This window comes from Kribbella sp. NPDC031520 (assembly GCF_055580825.1).
In genome coordinates, this window is record NZ_JBVIKS010000001.1 from 13,990 (window position 1) to 29,923 (window position 15,934).

The following is a 15,934-nucleotide window of genomic DNA, read 5'->3' on the forward strand; positions in this document are numbered from 1 at the left end:
TTCAGCGCCTGGTTCGGGCGAGGAGAACGAGCGTCGCGCCGAGGGCGGCGAGGAGGACGCCGACGGTGAGGACGACGGGTGGCGGGCCGCCGGTCGGTGGTAGGTCGGCGCGGTTGTAGGTCTGGGGCTGCTCGACCGGTTGCGCGCCGACTGTGACCTTCACGGGGGCGGTGGTCATGCCGTCGGTTTCGTACGTCATCTTCGCGGTGCCGGTGAACGCCGCGACCGGCTTCAGCGTGACCGTGCCGTCGGCGCCGACCGACCAGGTGCCGGCCCTGTTCGTCACGTGCTTCGTGCAGGAGTCCGTCGTTCGCAGGCAGACCGAGCTGGGCTTGATCGTGCCGCTGTCGTTCAGCAACGGGTTGACCGTGACCGGGTTGCCCGGCGTACCGGTCGCGCTGTCCGGTGCCGCTTTCGCGAGCAGTGGACCGGCGACGGTCACGTCGAGCAGCGCGGTGTCCGACGTACCGTTCGCGTCGGTGACCCGGTACGCGAGTGCCCGCGTCGTACCGACGAAGCCCTTCGCCGGGGTGTAGGTGACGGTACTGTCACCGACGACGAAGCTGCCCTCGCGCGGCACCGTCACCGACTTCTTCTCGCGACCGTCGGCGGGATCCCGCAGTACGACGGAATCCGTACGCAGCGGCGCCGACGGGTCACCCGGCTTGTCGTTCTTCAGCACGTTGACGGTCACCGGCGTACCGAACGCGGTCTCGGCGCTGTCGTCGACGATCACCGGCCGGACCGGGTCGACCGTGACGGTGATCGTCGAGCGGGCCACATTCTGGTTGGAGTCCTTCACCTCGTAGGCGACTGGTCGAGTCGTGCCCGAGAACGTCGGCTCCGGCGTGAACGTGACCTTGCCATCGGCAACAAGGTAGGTGCCTTCGCGTGGGCTGTTGACCTGGTTGACCAGGGCACCGTCCGCGCCGACGAGCAGCAGCGAGTCCGGGTTGAGCTTCGCGCCGGGACCTGGCTTGTCGTTCGCGAGCGGGTCGATCGTGGCCGCGACGTGCTGCTTGGTTCGTGCCTCGTCGGGCATCGCGACCGGACGCGCCTGCACCGTCACGGTCAATGTGCCGGACCCGATCGTGCCGTTGCGGTCGGCAACCTGGTACCCGACCGGGACCGCGGTCCCGGCGTACCCGTCGACCGGCGCGAACCGGATCGCGCCGGTCGGCTGAACCGTGAACGTGCCCTCCCCCGGTACGACGAGCGCCGGCAGCGGATCGCCGTTCACCGGATCGATCAGGCGGAGACCGCCGGCTGTCAGCGGGGCGCTCGGGTCACCGGGACCGTCGTTCGCGAGCACCTCGACGGTGACCGCGGTCTCGTACGGCGTGTTCGCGACGTCGTCCTTGATCACCGGGACGATCGGGGCGACCGTCACCGTGACGGACGCGCTCGCGAGGTTCCCGGTCGAGTCCTGCACCCGGTACGCGATCGACACGACGCCGCGGTACGCCGGTTCGGGGTCGAACGTGATCTTCCCGGACTTCACGGTGAACACACCCTGCCCCGGGACGACCGTCGTCGGCCCCCACGTCGCGCCGTACACCTGGAGCGACGCCGGGTCGAGCTGCGCGCCGGTCCCAGGCTGGTCGTTCGCGAGCGGGTCGACGGTCACGGTCACGTTCTGCTTGGTGCCGACCGGGTCCGCGACGGCCTTCGGTCCCTTGCCGACCGTCAGCAGGAGCAGGCCTTCCGCGGTCGTCCCGTTCGCGTCCGAGATCCGGTACGTCGTCGGTGTCGTCACGCCCTGGAACCCCTTGGCCGACGTGAACCTCACCCCGCCGTACGCGTCGACGGCGTACGTCCCCTCACCGGCGCGCGTCAGGGTCTTGCCGTACTTACCGTTGACGTCATTCAGCACGACGCTGCCCGGCTTGAGCGGCGCCGACGGGTCGCCGGGCTTGTCGTTCGCCAGCACGTTGACGGTGATCGCCTGCCCGTACGGCGTGATCGCCGAGTCGTCGACCGCTACCGGGTTGACGGGTACGACGGTCATCGTCAGCGTCGCGGCTGCGTAGTTGCCGTCCGAGTCGGCGACGCGATAGGTCAGCGGACGCGTCCTGCCGCGGAACGCCGGCAGCGGGTCGAACTCGATCGCTCCGCTCGCCTGGACCGCGTACGTTCCTTCGCCCGCGACCGTCACCTTCTTCGCGGATCCGTTCAGACCGACCGATCCGCTGTCCAGCGTCGCGTCGGTGCCCGGGCGGTCGTTGGACAGCACGTCGATCGTCACGGTCACGTTCTGCAGCGTGGAGGCGTTGTCGGCGACGGCGACCGGCGGCTGCCCGACCGTCACCGTCAACCGGGCGGTCGCCTTCGTACCGTTCGTGTCGGCGACCTGGTACGTCAGAGGCGTACCCGGACCGCGGAACGTCGCACTCGGATCGAACCGGACCGCTCCGCCGGCCACGGTGTACGTGCCCTCGTTCGGGATCCGTACCGCTTCCTTCGCCAGCCCGTCCGCCGGATCGATCAGCTGCAGACTGCCCGGCACCAGCGGGGCTGTCGTGTCGCCCGGCTTGTCGTTGCCGAGCACGCTCACCGTGACGGTCTTGTCGTACGGCGTCCGCGCGGTGTCGTCGGCCGCGACCGGGGTGATCGGCGCGATCGTGACTGTGATCGTCGAGCGCGCGGTCTGCCCGAACTCGTCGGCGATCCGGTACGTCACCTTGGTCGCCGTACCGGTGAAGGTCGGCAGCGGGTCGACGGTGACCGTGCCGTCCGGGTTGACCTGGTACACGGCCTGGCCGGGGACCTTGACCAGCTTCTTGAGCGAGCCGTCGGCTGGGTCGACCAGCGTGAGGCTGTGCGGGTCGAGGACGGCGCCGACGCCGGCCAGGTCGTTGGCCAGTGGGCTCAGGCGGACCGGGACGTTCTGCTTGCCGGTCACGGTGTCAGGCTCGGCGGCCGGCGGTGCGGGCTTGGCGACCGTGACGGTCAGGGTGGCCGTGGTCGTCGTACCGTTCACGTCCGCGACCCGGTACGTGACCGGCGTCGCGGCGCCGGTGAACTTCGGCGCCGGGTCGACCTCGATCGTGCCGTCGGCGGTCGTCGTGTACTTCGCCTGCCCCGGGACGACGAGTGTCGCCGTCGGCCGCGTGGTCGCCGGGTCGATCAGCCGTACGGTGCTCGGCACCAGCGGGATCGACGGGTCGCCGGCGTCGTCGTTCGCGAGTACGGGGACGGTGACGTCGGTGTCGTACGCCGTACCCGCGGTGTCGTCGGCGGCATCCGGCTGGACCTTCGTCACGCGGACCGTCAGCGTCGAGCTGCCGACCGCACCGTTGCCATCGGCAACCTGGTAGCCGACCGGGGTCGCCGTACCGCTGAACGTCGGCAGCGGATCGAAGAGCACCGTGCCGTCGGTCTTGACCACGTACTTGCCCTGGCCGGGGACCACGAGTGAGAGCGCGGGCTGGGTCGCGGTCAGCAGACGTACGCTGCCGGGCTGCAGCGGTGCGCCGGTCGGTCCGGGCTTGTCGTTGTCGAGGACGGCCGCGACCACGTCACGGCCTTGCAGTGTCGTGATCGTGTCGGGGTTGGCCACCGGTGGGCCGGGGGCCGCGACGGACACGGTGAGCTCGGCGCGGGCCGCCGTACCGTTCTTGTCGAGCACTTGGTAGGTGATCGGCGTACCGACGCCGGTGAAGCCGTGCAGTGGGCCGAAGGTGATCTTGCCGGCGGCCGCGGTGTAAGTGCCCTGGTGCGCGATCGTCAGCTTGTCGACAATCCGCTTGTTGACAGGGTCGACCAACCGCAGCGTCGACGGCACGAGCGGTGCGTCCGGCGAACCCGGCAGGTCGTTGTCGAGCACCGGTACGACGACACCGGTGTCGAACGCGGTCGAGACCGAGTCGCCGTTGGCGGTCGGCGTCACCGGCGTGACCGTGACGGTGAGCGTGGACTCCGCGGTCTGGTGGGTGGTGTCCGTGACGCGGTAGCCGATCGACGTACCGACGCCGGTGAAGTGCGGTACCGGCACGAAGTCCATGCCGCCGTCGGGCTTCACGACGTACTCGCCCTCGCCCGCGATCACGACCTTCTTCTTGAACGCCGCATCGGCCGGATCACGCAGTACGACCGAACCCGGGACGAGCTGCACGCCCGCGGCCGCGTGGTCGTTGGCGAGCGGCTTCACGGTCACGCTCGTGTTCTGCGGCGTGGATGCGGTGTCGGGGGTGGCGACCGGGTGGTCCGGGAGCGACACGGTCATCGTCAGCTTCGCGGTCGCCGTCGTACCGTTGCTGTCGGCAACGCGGTAGGTGACCGGTTTCGCCGGACCGACGAAGCCCGGCACCGGCTCGACGCGGACCGTGCCGTCAGCGCCCGCGACATACTTCGCCTGGCCGACGACGTTCACCATCTGCACGCACGTCTGATTGTCAACAATGCACAACGTGCTGGGGACGAGCTGTGCAGTCGGGTCGCCGGGCTTGTCGTTCGCGAGCACCTTCACGACGACAGGAGTGTCGAAGGCGGTCGTCGCGGTGTCGCCGGTCAGGACCGGCGGAGGCGGCGGCGTGATCGCGAACGGGTAGTCCTCGACCTCGCCGGCGTCGGCCGCACCGGTCGGTTTCTCGACCTGCGCGGTGTTGTACCCGACCCGGACCCGCGCGTACGACGCCCCGGCCTTCGGCGCGATCTCGGCCCACCGCAACGTCACGGTCGTCTGCCCGGCCGCGAAGGCGGCACACGCCCGCTCCCCCGGATCGAACGAACCGTTGACGTTGAGGTCGATCCACCCACAAGCACGGCCGGCCTTCGACGTACCGGCCAATCCCAGATCAGCGGCGTACGACGTCTTACCGGTATGCAGCGGCTCGAAGACGACCGCGTCATCGCCGGCATCCGGAACCGTCGGCCCGGACGTACCGTTCGCGACCGTCGCGTTGTCCTCGGTGACGCTCTTCCCGAGTTGTACGTCGCTCAGCACCGACCACGCGGCGCCGTACGACGCCGGCGCATCACCGAAGTCCTCAGGGGTAGTAGCAACGATCGAGAACGCGTCGCCGGACGAACTGTTGTTCAACGCCGGTAGCTTCGGGTGCTTGGTGAACATCGCAGTGACGTCGAAGCTGACCTTGGTGACCACACCGTTCACGCGGACCGAGCCGCAGGCAGCGGTCGCGGACGTGTCGAGGCCGGACGGCGACTTGGTGTTCACGCAATTCGGACCGGTGTCGTGGTTCGCGGCCGTGATCGTGTCGCTGGTGACCGCGAGGTTGTTGCCCTGGCCGAGTTTCGTCAGGCTGACGCCGGGTGTGGTGAGCTTCAGGATCGAGTGCAGTTCGGACTGCGCGACCGTACGGCCGCTGACAGTCCGGGTGACCGAGCCGCCGAGGCCGCCGAGGTGCAGGACCGGGTTGCGGACCGGCTGAGAGAACGCGACCGTCAGCGTGCCGCGGTCACTGCAGCCACCGGTGGACGCGCAGTCGCCGGTGTTGACCACGACGTCCTGTACGGGCGTGTTCGTCCCGATCGCCGGCTGGTACGTCGTCGGCCCGATCCCGCGGAAGCCCGCCGTGGACGGATCGCCCAGCTCGGTCATCCCGTTCGCGCTGATCGTCTGCCGCAGTCCGGAACCCGGCATCGCGGTGGTGGCGGCAGCCGTGAACGGCGCGGTCGGAACCTCGTAGGCGCCGGCGGTGACCGTGCCGAGGCTCAGCAGGCCGGTGACAAGAAGAATGGCCCCCGGTCGGGTTGCCCGCATGTGTCCAGCCCTCCCGAGCAATCACAAAAGCTGCTGCGGCCGCGGGCGGGCGGGCCTTGCCACGTCATGTTACGGGACAATCACCGTGCGAGGTCGTAGATCGTGACGTTGCCGATGCTGTGTCGCCGAACGGCCAGCTGGTCGAGCACAGGCGCCACAGGCCCGTTGCGCGCGTCGGCGTACAGCCAGCGGACGCCGTACTCGTCGCGGAGCTGTCCTAGCACCGCTGGAGTCGGTGCGGTGAGGGCCTGCTCGGTGAGCGCGAGCCGATCCGGCCACGGCGACGGCTGCTCGGTGTACCGGTGGCCGCCCTTGCCCTGGTCGGCCATCGCCTGATTCGTGTACGCCCAGCCCTCGAGGAGCGTACGGCGTCCGGCGATCCCGCTGACCAGGTAGCCGCGAGCGTCGCAGCCGGCGGCGATCGACCCGGCCGGCCGGCACCACGTGTTCGTCGCGACCACATCGGTCGTCGCCGAGTTCTGCCCGAGCCACAACGCCGCCTCGGCCTCGTCCGGGTACACCCACCAGCGCGCAGCCCGGTACGTCGGCGCCTTCTCGGTGTCCCCGCGGACGGCACTCTGTACGAACGAGCTGATCGGCGCGGTCGAGAGCAGCACGAGCACGACCAACATGCCACCGCCGGCTTGCCGCAACGTCAGACGCCAGACGAGCAGCAGGAAGAGCGTGATGCCGAGAACGACGAGCAGCATCCGGGTGCTGAGCCACAACTGGCGACCGGTCGAGGCGGCCGGCACGCCGCGTGCCCAGACGAGCAGACCGGCGTACCCGATCGACAGGACGAAGGCAGCGACCGCGATCGGGACCGGCCTGCCTGAGGCGCGCGCACTTCTCGCCGCGAACCAGCCCGCGCCGGCCAGACTGAACGGTGCGGCTGTGTAGACGAAGTACGACTCGCTGACCGACGGGTGATCGACGAGCAGGTAGCCGGCCCAGCCCGCGATCATCGCGCCGAGCAGGAACCACGCGATCGGGTCCTTCTGACCGACGACGCCGAAGCCTGCCCACGACATCGCCTGCAGCGTGAGGAGTAGTCCTAGCAACAGGCTGAGCGTTCCTAGTACCTCACCATGCATCAACGCTGGAAGAAGAAGCCCGCCGTCCCCTGGTTGCGTCTTGTCACCCGTGGCTGCTGTGTAGACGGGCAGCGACTTCAGTACGGCCAGGAACTGTAAGCGAGAACCACTGGTGCTGCCGGCAACGCTCAGGAAGGTGATGGCGCCCGCGACGAGCAGTACGGCCGTCGTACCGATCAAGCGCCATGGGAAGCGTCGTGTTGTCACTAGTACGTAGAGCGCCGCCAGGCCGACCGCGCCTACTAGCAGCGGGAGCACCGTCGGCTTTGAGCCGCCACCTACTAGCGCTACAGGCACGATAAGGAACCAGAGCCGACGGGTGCCGTTTCTGAACAGCAGCTCGATCAAGAACACCGCTACCGCGACAGCCGCGACCATGCCGAACGTCTGCGACGGGCTGAGCAAGCTGACCGGCGGTGCGAGGTTCACACTCGTGTCCACCAAGAGGAACAGCTGCGGCGCAGCCAGAGCGAGTGCTGCGAGTACGCCGGTCCACCACGTGCGGCTGACGGTCCTGGCGAGTGTTGCGCAGACGAGCAGCGAAACGACCAACCATGGGAGCACCCACAGGCGGAACAGTACGACTAGCGGTGTCAGGTGTGTGGTGTCCACGGCCGCGGCCATGTCGGCGTTGGCGAACCAGTGGTAGTCGAGGCGCTCCCCCACGACCTGCGGAAGCTCAGGCGGTACCGAGCGGGTCAGCTCGTGCACCATCGACAGGTGGTACAGCAGGTCCGGGTAGTACGCCTTACCGTCCGGAGGCATCGCGTGGTACGCCATCACTCCGAGCGTGGTCGCACCGACCACCACGGCTGCCGACACCGCCAAGCCGACAGTCCACGCGACCGGCAACGGCGCGGGCTCGGCGATCCGGAAGTGCCGCCGCCCCGCGATTGCGAACCCGATCAGCAGCAGCACCGGCCAGACGATCAGCCACCGCTGCCAGCCGAACGCGGTGAAGACCGCCCAGCCGATCAACTGCCAGGTCGCGCCGACGACCGACCCGAGCCCGAGGTCCTCCGCCCAGTTACCGGTACTGCGCCACACCGCCCGCAGGATCAGCGTGCCGGGCAGGGCGATCGCCCCGGCGAAGTACGCGGCGTACTTGAGCACCGGCCCCGCACCGACGTCCCCCAACGCGACGAACCCGTAGACCGCTGCCAGGATCGGCAGCAGCCACGGGAGAGCCCGCCTCATCTCCGCGTTTCGTGGACCGGCTCCTGATGGCCGTGGTCCTCCAGGCTGTCGTAGCCGACGAGGAACTGCGGCCGCCGCTGGCTCGACTGGAACAGGCGGGCGACGTACTCACCGAGGAGCCCGAGACAGAGCAACTGGATCGCGCCGATCACGCTGACCGCCAGCACCGTCGACGTCCAACCGGGGATGCTCCGGCCGGTCAGCTTGATCACCAGCGCGCCGATGACGAACACGCCGGACATCGCGCCACCGAGCAGCCCGAGCCAGGTCGCCAGCCGCAGCGGCGCCGCCGAGAAAGCGGTCACGCTGTCGAACGCCAGCCGGACCATCTTCGACACGCTGTACTTCGTGGTGCCGGCGGCGCGCTCCGCCCGGACGTACTTCACCTCGGTGCTCGGGAAGCCGAGCCACGGGATCACCAGCCGGAACACCCGGCCGTCGTCGGGCAGCCCGTTCACCGCATCCACCACGCGGCGCGTCACCAGCCGGAAGTCGGCCGCGTCGAACGGAATCTCCTTGCCGACCAGGCGGCACATCAACCGGTAGTACAGCCGGGCGGTCGTCCGTTTCGCCCACGAGTCGCTCGAGCGGTCGGAACGGACGCCGTACACGACATCGACGTCCTCCTCCTCGACAGCGCGCAGGAAGTCGGCGATCACCTCGGGCGGATCCTGCAGGTCGGCGTCGATCGTGACGACGTACCGGCCGCGGGCACGACGGAAGCCGGCCGACTGCGCCGCCTGGTGACCGCTGTTGCGGAGCAGCCGGACGACCCGTAGCTGCGGCCAGTCCTTCGCGGCGTCGAGCAGCAGCGCGGCGGTCTTGTCCCGGCTGCCGTCGTCGACGACGAGCAGCTCGTACGTGATCCCGAGCCTGTCGAGCAGCGGGTGCATCCGTTGGAAGAAGATCGGCAGCACCTCTTCCTCGTCGTACATCGGTACGACGACGGAGAGCTCGGGCTTGTCCCGCATCGGCTGCCTTTCTCCAGAGATCAGGGGTTGACCTTAGCGTGCGCTACGTCGGCGAGATCGCCACCGCACCGGTGCGGCGCGGGTCGCCGACCGCGAGCAGTCCGTCGGCCGGATCCCAGAACGCGGCCGCGACACCGCCGAAGTACATCGAGTGCGGCGGCATCGGGCGGGTCGGCAGCGCGGTCGAACCGGACACCGGCAGGTCGTCCTCGTAGTCGACGACCACGTCCTCGCGGACCCGGACGTGCAGCCGCGGGTGCTCGACGGCCTCGCGGAGCGTGAGCCCACCGTGCGTGTACAGCGCGTAGACCTGGGCGAGCGCGGTCGGGATCCGGTCCGAACCGGGCGAGCTGATCGCGAGTACGGCGCCGTCGCTGTCGCGTCGCGCGACGCTCGGCGCCATGTTCGAGGTGAGCCGGGTGCCCGGGGCGAGGCTGTGCGGGCCGCCGTGCAGGAGTTCCTGCTCGCCGAGCGCGTTGTTGAGCCAGATGCCGGTACCGGGCGTCAGCACGCCGGAGCCGTAACCCGAGGAGACCGTGATCGCACACGCGTCACCCTCGTCGTCGACGACCGACACCGTCGCCGTACTCGGGGAGGTCAGCGCTCGGAGGTCACCGGCCGCGGCCAGCTCGAGCAGCTTCTGCCCTTCGAGTTTCCGTACGTCCTCCGCGTCGAGCTCGGCGAGCCGGCGGCCGAGTACGGCGTACTGGACCTCGATGAGCCGCTCCAGCTCCTGCTGACGCCAGGAGCCGTCGGCCGGTACGCCGTCGAGCAATGCGAGCATCGCAGCCGCCGCCACTCCGCCGACCGCGGGCGGCGGGTTGGTCGCGAGACGCCAGCCGTTCTGCTTGACGATCAGCGCCGGACGTACGACGGCCTCGTACGCCGCGAGGTCCTCGGCGGTGAGGATGCCGTCGTTCGCGGCCATGTCGTGGATCAGGAGCTGGGCGAGCTGTCCGGTGTACATGGTCTCGGCGCCGTCGCGGGCGATCAGCTCGAGCGCCTCGGCGAGCTCCGGGATCACGACCGTACTGCCGGCCTTGATCACCTCGCCGTCCGCGTCGTGCACCACACCGTGGCTGGGTTGATGCCAGCCGAAGATGATCTCGTGGGTGAAGCCGAGGTAGTACCCCGAGGTGCGGCTGAGCGCGAACCCGTTCCGGGCGACGTCGATCGCGGGCTGCACCACCTCGCGCCAGGGCGCCTTGCCGGAGCGGCGATGAGCGAGGCCGAGAGCCTTCATGCCGCCGGGGGTGGCGACCGAGCCGTGGCCGACGGTGGTCGTCGTACCGCCGCCGTAGTCCGTGGTGATGTCCCAGACGCCGCGGCCGAACCGCTCGCTGGGCAGGCCGCGGCCGGGCATCTCCACCCAGCCGTCGATAGTGACCGGTTCACCGCCGGCCACCTGCAACGTGACGAATCCACCGGACGCCGGCGAGACGATGCCGATCTCGTTCACCATCGTGACGAGCGTGGCCGCGATCGCAGCGTCCACCGCGTTGCCGCCTTCAGCCGCAACCCGCACACCTGCGTCCGCCGCTGCCGCGTTCGGCGCGGCAACAGCCACCCGCGGGTGCCCGCCGCTCATCGCAGCCCGCCCCTGGGCATGGTGGTCAGCCGACCCGTTGGACGGCGTCGAAGCGGTCGACCGTCACCTGGACCGCGGCCTGGCGGGCGTCGGCGACCTCGTTCTCCTTCAGCGTGCGGTCCGGCGCGCGGAAGCGGAGCGCGAACGCGAGCGACTTCTTCCCCTCGCCGATCTGCTCACCCGTGTACACGTCGAACAGCCGCACCGACTCCAGCAGATCGCCCGCACCCTCGGCCAGCGCCGCCTGTACGTCGGCCGCCGGGACGTCCGCCGCGACGATCAGCGCGACGTCCTCCTTCGCGACCGGGTACGACGAGAACGGGTGCGCGGTGATCGACTCCGGGCCCGCCGCGATCAGCGCGTCCAGGTCCAGCTCGAGCGCACTCGAGCGGGCCGGCAGCCCGAACGCCTGACACACCTTCGGGTGCAGCTCGCCCGCATGACCGATCACCTTGCCGTCGACCGAGAACTCCGCGCACCGCCCCGGGTGCCACGGCGCGAGCTCGACGTTCTTCACGACCGGCTCGACGCCGACCGCGGACGCGACCAGCCGCGCGATCTGGACCGCGTCCGCCCAGCCCGCCGGACGGCCCTTGCCCCACCAGCCGGTCGGCGTCAGCGAACCGGTCAGCACCGCGCCGACGTGCAGCGGCTGCTCCGGGAGGGCGTCGTACAACGCCTGGATCTCGTCGTCACTCGGGCGCTGCGCGACCGACGGGAGCGGCGCCGGCTTCGTCTCGGCGTTGGGCAGGAAGACCAGGCCGGTCTGGAAGATCGCGAGGTCCGTCGCGCCGCGGCCGACGTTCCGCTCGGCGGTCCGCAGCAGGGTGGCGAGCAGGGTCGTCTGCATCGAAGGCTCTTCGTCGGACAGCGGGTTGACCAGCTTGACCGTCGTACGTCGTGAGTCGCCCGCCGGGATCCCCATCGCGTCGAAGTCCGCGTCGCCCGTGAACGGGTACGACACCACCTCGGTCAGCCCCGCGCCGACAAGCGCCGTCGCCACCTTCCGGCGCCGCTTCTGCGAAACGGTCAGCCCCTGCCCACCCGGCGCCGCCGGCAGCACCGAAGGCACGTTGTCGTACCCGAACAGCCGAATGACTTCCTCGGCAAAGTCGTTGGGGTCCCGCAAGTCGGGCCGCCAAGACGGCGGCACCACAGTCAGCAAATCATCGCCGACCAGGTCAGCCGCCGAGCCCGATCCCGCCGCGCCACCCGGGCCGCCGGCCGAGGCCGACTCCGGCGCCGCGCCGGCTGGGTCGGTCACGAGGGCCGGGGCGTGCACACCCACCGCGAGCGGGGCCGGCGTCGCGCCCTCCTCCGCCCGCTCGACCGTGCAGCCGACGGAGCGGAGGTGCTGAAGCGTCACCCCGAGGGTGATCGGCGCGCCTGCCACGCGGGCGGCGTGGTCGGCGCGGAGGTTGACCGGGGTGGGGGCGGCGTGGGTGTCCACGACCGTCTCGTCCGGGAGGATCGTGCCGCCGGCGTACTGGGCCAGCAGGTCCGCGACGCGCTGGGCGGCGTACCGCGGGAGCGCCGGGTCCACCTCGCGTTCGAAGCGGCGGGAAGCCTCCGACGACAGCTTGTGCCGGCGCGACGCCCGCGCGATCACGATCGGGTCGAAGTGCGCGGCCTCGATCACGACGTCGGTGGTCGTGTCGGACATCTCGGTCGTCGCCCCACCCATCACACCGGCGACGCCGATCGGGCCGGAGTCGTCGGTGATCAGCAGGTCCTCGGCGTCCAGCTCACGCGTCTGGTCGTCCAGCGTCATCAGCTTCTCGCCGGCGTTCGCCCGCCGGACCACGATCTCGCCGGACAGCCGCGCCCCGTCGTAGGTGTGGATCGGCTGGCCGAGCTCGAGCATCACGTAGTTCGCGACGTCGACGCCGACCGAGATCGGCCGCATCCCGGACGCGAGCAGCCGCTTCTGCATCCACCGCGGCGACAACGCCTTCGGGTCGATCCCGGTCACCGTCCGCGTCACGAACACGCTGCAGGCCGAGGCATCGTCGACGCGTACGGGGTAACCGCCTTCGCCGGAGCCGTCAAGGGTGAGGTCGGCCGGGTCCTTCAGCGGTACGCCGTACGCCGTCGCCGCTTCACGCGCGACGCCGCGGATCGACAGGCAGTACCCACGATCGGGCGTCACCGCGATGTCCAGCACGTCATCGGCGAGCGAGAGCAGCTCGATCGCGTCGTCACCCGGCTTCGCCTCGCCCGGCTCGAGGACGACGATGCCGTTCGTACCGTCGTCGCCCAGCCCGAGCTCGGAACTCGAGCAGATCATCCCGTTGGACACATGCCCGTACGTCTTCCGCGCCGAGATCGCGAACCCGCCGGGCAGCACCGCGCCCGGCAGCACGACGACCACGAGATCGCCGACCTCGAAGTTGTGCGCACCGCAGACGACCCACTGCGGCTCGTCCTTGCCGATGTCGAGCGAGCACCAGCGGATCGTCTTGCCGTTCTTCTGCGGCTCGTTCTCGTACGTCAGCACCTTGCCGACCACGAGCGGGCCGGTCAGGTCGGACTCCTCGACGGTCTCCACCTCGAGGCCGGCCCGGATCAGCTGCTCCGCGACCTGGCGGCCGGTGACGTCCGCCGGCAGGTCGACGTACTCACGAAGCCATGACAGTGGGACCCGCATCAGATCTCCATCCCGAACTGGCGGCTGAACCGCACGTCACCCTCGACCATGTCGCGCATGTCCTCGACCCCGTTGCGGAACATCAGCGTCCGCTCCAGGCCCATGCCGAAGGCGAAGCCCGAGTACCGCTCGGTGTCGATGCCGTTGGCCTGCAGGACCCGCGGGTTCACCACGCCGCAGCCACCCCACTCGATCCAGCCCTCGCTGCCACAGGTGCGGCACGGGCGGTCCGGGTTGCCGACGGAGGCGCCGCGGCAGACGAAGCACTTCAGGTCGACCTCGGCCGACGGCTCGGTGAACGGGAAGAAGTTCGGCCGGAGCCGCGCCTCCAGGCCCTCGCCGAACATCGAGACGACGAAGTGGTCCAGGGTGCCCTTGAGGTGCGCGAGCGTGATGCCCTCGTCCACGACCAGGCCCTCGACCTGGTAGAAGACCGGCGTGTGCGTCGCGTCCAGCTCGTCGGTGCGGAACACGCGGCCCGGGCAGATCACGTAGATCGGGGGCTTGCGGCTGAGCATCGACCGCGCCTGCACCGGGGACGTGTGTGTCCGCAGGACCTTGCCGGAGCCGGCCGGCTCGACGAAGAAGGTGTCCTGCATCTGCCGTGCCGGGTGGTCGGGCTGGAAGTTCAGGGCGTCGAAGTTCAGCCACTCGGCCTCGATCTCGGGACCCTCGGCGACGTCCCAGCCGAGCGCGGTGAAGACGTCCGCGACCTGCTCGGAGATCAGCGACAGCGGGTGCCGCGCGCCGAGCTCGGGGGTGTGCCACGGCAGCGTCACGTCGACGCGCTCGGTGGCCAGCATCTGCTCCTCGTGCTCGGCCTCGAGCACCGCGAGCCGGGCCGCGAACGCCTCGTTGATCGCCTTCCGGGCGGCGCCGATCCGCTGCCCGGCCTCCTTGCGGGCCTGCGGCGGCAGCGCGCCGATCTCCCGGTTCGCCAGCACGATCGGCGACTTGTCGCCCATATGCGCCGACTTGGCTTCCTGCAGGGCGGCCAGATCGGCCGCCTCGGTAAACGCCTTCAGCGCCTCGTCGCGGGTCCGCTCCACCTCTTCGGCATGCAGCGGCGTCACTTCGACCGGGTCGTAATCAGTGTTGGGACCGGACATGGCTCGCTCTCGGGTTGGTACGTCTGCGGATTGCAGTCTAGAAACCCAAACGCCAAGACCGTGAATCGGCTGTCCACAACCGCGCGCGGCCCCTGCGCCCCCGCCGCCCGCAACGTCCGGGTTGGGGAGGATTTTGCCCCCGGATCGGCACGAAATCCTCCCCGACTTGGTCAGGTGGTGATTGGGCAAGTGCCGGAGCAGGGGTGTGGAGTGCCGGACCAGCCACGGAAGCGAAGAGCAGCTGCTACCTGGGCAGCTGCACCGCACGGGTCGCTGACCAGCTGGTACCCGAATCGCAGCGTCACCTTGCCGCTCGCTGCTGCCGCGTTGTCCCGGGTCATGTCGCGCCAGCGGCTGGCCGCGTCGGCGTGACCCGTCTGACCGTCCAGTTCGACGATCACGTCGTACGGCGAATACACGGAGTCCCGATACACGACGGCGCCCGCGGCCACGGCGCGGACCTGGCGGCGCGCCCGCGGCAACCCGTGCGCCCGCTCGACGCGCTGGAGGTACGCCTGCTCAAGGAACGACTGAACGCCTTCGGCTGCCTCGGACAGGATCCGTCGCAGGATCCGGCGGCCAGGCAGCTCCGGGAGCGACTCCAGCTCCGTCAGCAACCGGCTCGGCGTCGTCCGACGCTGCCGGCAAGCATCGAACAGTACGGCGGCCTGCTTCGAAACGTCCGCTTCCGCACCGGCGGTGACGAGCAGCGCGACCTCCAATCGGACCGCAGGTGGCTCGCGAGCCACCTGCACGAGCGAGTGCAGCCGGCGGTGCCGAGTGACGACGACCCCGTGCTTCGGGTCGACCCGACGCGAATGCGGTACGGCGATGTGGATCCGCTCGTCGCGTGAGTCGACAACGCCGTACCGCCGGAGTGCCGTCGTCCCCGTCAAAGCCGCGTCCGGTCCACATGCCAGCAACGCCGCCCACATCCTGGTTTCCCACGGCAGCGGCCCGGTGAAGTCGACGTACACCCCGGTGTGGACCCGCTGCAGCTGCCGGGACCGACGACGCCCGAGCAACACCTTGTCGGTAATTCCGTGGGCCAATGCCTGCGCCCGGGTGAACGCACCCGCCTGCCCGCGACGCAGTTCCCCGAACGAACCCGCAGTTCTCTCCTCCACGCCCAAGAACATGCACGCATCACACCGCCCGCCGACAGCTCAGTTTTCCGCTGTGGACAACGGACGTGGGGAGGATCTCTTCCCGATTCGGGACGAAAATCCTCCCCGAGCCCGGGCGGAAGGGGGCGGTCAGCCCACCTTGTGGCGGGCCCGGATGGCTCCGACGAGGATTCCCAGGGCCGCCAGGAAGGCCCCGGCGCCGATGGGGAGGTAGAAGTACGGGTACTTCGTGGCCAACTCCGGGTTGGTCCAGGGCGGGTGGCCGGGGGTGGGCTCGATGAGGATCAGCACCACCGCCGCGGCCACGTCGTACCCGATGGCCAGCACGAGCGACACCACGGCGAGCGCGTTGGCCCATTTGAGTACGCGGCGGGTGCCGTGCGAGCGGCCGTACAGCATCGTGCCGAGTGCGACCGGGAGCAGGATCAGCATCGACATCAGGGCCAGGTTCGCGAGCTGTTGGTAGTCAGGCACGGCTC

At 69.9% G+C, this 15,934-nt stretch carries 8 protein-coding genes; all 8 read right to left on the minus strand.

Going from position 1 to position 15,934, the window contains the following annotated elements; genetic code table 11:
* Position 1: 1 nt before the first annotated feature.
* A complete protein-coding gene (locus ACZ5BU_RS00075) occupies positions 2 to 5,722 on the minus strand; it encodes an Ig-like domain-containing protein (RefSeq protein WP_465694301.1) in 5,721 nt (1,906 codons plus the stop codon).
* Between the two features lie 80 nt (positions 5,723 to 5,802).
* The gene (locus ACZ5BU_RS00080) at positions 5,803 to 8,013 is read right to left on the minus strand and encodes a hypothetical protein (RefSeq protein WP_465694302.1); all 2,211 of its coding nucleotides are present in this window, start codon (positions 8,011 to 8,013) and stop codon (positions 5,803 to 5,805) included.
* Complete coding sequence (locus ACZ5BU_RS00085) at positions 8,010 to 8,984, minus strand: glycosyltransferase family 2 protein (RefSeq protein ID WP_465694304.1); 975 nt, start codon at positions 8,982 to 8,984, stop codon at positions 8,010 to 8,012. The genes ACZ5BU_RS00080 and ACZ5BU_RS00085 overlap by 4 nt, the downstream gene beginning before the upstream one ends.
* Before the next feature lie 43 nt (positions 8,985 to 9,027).
* Entirely contained in the window at positions 9,028 to 10,572 is a 1,545-nt protein-coding gene (locus tag ACZ5BU_RS00090; RefSeq protein WP_465694306.1) for a gamma-glutamyltransferase, read from the minus strand.
* A gap of 25 nt (positions 10,573 to 10,597) precedes the next feature.
* Positions 10,598 to 13,219: a phenylalanine--tRNA ligase subunit beta gene (locus ACZ5BU_RS00095; RefSeq protein WP_465694307.1), complete on the minus strand. Its 2,622-nt coding sequence runs from the start codon at positions 13,217 to 13,219 to the stop codon at positions 10,598 to 10,600.
* Positions 13,219 to 14,328 (minus strand): phenylalanine--tRNA ligase subunit alpha, encoded by a 1,110-nt coding sequence (pheS, locus tag ACZ5BU_RS00100; RefSeq protein ID WP_465694308.1) that lies wholly within the window; start codon positions 14,326 to 14,328, stop codon positions 13,219 to 13,221. The genes ACZ5BU_RS00095 and pheS overlap by 1 nt, the downstream gene beginning before the upstream one ends.
* A gap of 170 nt (positions 14,329 to 14,498) precedes the next feature.
* On the minus strand, positions 14,499 to 15,455 hold the full coding sequence (locus ACZ5BU_RS00105) for a hypothetical protein (RefSeq protein ID WP_465694309.1): 957 nt from the start codon (positions 15,453 to 15,455) through the stop codon (positions 14,499 to 14,501).
* A 129-nt stretch (positions 15,456 to 15,584) separates the two neighbouring features.
* Positions 15,585 to 15,929: a hypothetical protein gene (locus ACZ5BU_RS00110; protein ID WP_465694311.1), complete on the minus strand. Its 345-nt coding sequence runs from the start codon at positions 15,927 to 15,929 to the stop codon at positions 15,585 to 15,587.
* Between the last annotated feature and the right edge of the window lie 5 nt (positions 15,930 to 15,934).